Raw genomic sequence first — 1,170 nt, forward strand, 5'->3', positions numbered from 1 at the left:
CGACAAGGGTGGCGATGCCGCGCGCGCCGCGCTTGCGATGCTGCGCATCAAACGCCGCCTGGCGCAGGCCTGAGCCATGGCCGACAACACCAAAAAGCCGGCAGGCGTTGCCGAGAAGAAGGCGAACCGGCGCGGTGCGGCGCGGCTCGCGGCCGTGCAGGCGCTGTACCAGATGGATATCGCGGGCGCCGGCATCAACGACATCTTTGCCGAGTTCGAGAGCCATTGGCTCGGCAACGAGGTCGAGGGCGACACTTATCTACCGGCCGAAGCCGCGTTCTTCCGCGATGTCGTTTCGGGCGTGGTGCGCGACCAGAAGAAGCTCGATCCCCTGATCGACGAGGCGCTGTCGAAGGGCTGGCCCTTGAAGCGGATCGAGGCGATCCTGCGCGCGGTGCTGCGGGCCGGAGCTTACGAATTGGAGCACCGCAAGGACGTGCCGGGCCGCGTCGTCGTCTCCGAATATGTCGACGTCGCCAACGCTTTCGTCGACCGCGAGGAGACCGGCATGGTCAATGCCGTGCTCGACCAGATCGGCCGCCAGTTTCGCGGTGACGAGTTCGGGCGGGGGTAGGATCAGGCGATGAATTCCGCCGTAGCCGTCATCCCCGCGCAATGGCGCGCAGGGATGACGGGTCTGCTATCGTGACGCAGGAGGACAACACGCAGGTCTCCGCCGAAGACTCCCTCATCGCGCGCTATTTCAAGCCGCTGGCGACTGATCCCGGCGCGTTGGGGCTGGTCGATGACGCCGCGATCCTCTCGTCTGCCGGCGAGGACATCGTCATCACCACCGACGCCGTCGTCGAGGGTGTGCACTTTCTTGCCGATGATCCGCCGGACACCATCGCGCGCAAGGCGCTGCGGGTGAACCTGTCCGATCTCGCCGCCAAGGGCGCGGTGCCTGCCGGCTTCGTGCTGACGCTGGCGCTGCGCAACAAGGAGGATGCCTGGCTGCGCCCCTTCGCGGATGCGCTCGGCGAGGACGCCAAGGAATTCGCTTGTCCGCTGCTCGGCGGCGATACGGTCTCGACGCCGGGCCCGCAGATGGTCTCGATCACCGCCTTCGGCCGCGTGCCTCAAGGGCGGATGGTCGGCCGTACCGGTGCGAGGCCAGGCGATCGCATCCTGGTGACGGGCACGATCGGCGATGCCGCGCTCGGCCTCGAC

The 1,170-nt window shown here is 67.4% G+C and carries 2 protein-coding genes; both read left to right on the top strand.

Annotated features, from left to right (window positions below; genetic code table 11):
- The first annotated feature begins 76 nt into the window (after positions 1 to 76).
- Positions 77 to 574, top strand: a complete 498-nt coding sequence (nusB, locus tag MOV74_RS38590; protein ID WP_246932800.1) for a transcription antitermination factor NusB — start codon at positions 77 to 79, stop codon at positions 572 to 574.
- A 71-nt stretch (positions 575 to 645) separates the two neighbouring features.
- Positions 646 to 1,170: thiamine-monophosphate kinase (locus tag MOV74_RS38595; RefSeq protein ID WP_246932802.1), on the top strand; the 525-nt coding region annotated here is incomplete at its 3' end.

This window comes from Bradyrhizobium sp. SHOUNA76, assembly GCF_023006445.1.
Lineage (GTDB): Bacteria > Pseudomonadota > Alphaproteobacteria > Rhizobiales > Xanthobacteraceae > Bradyrhizobium.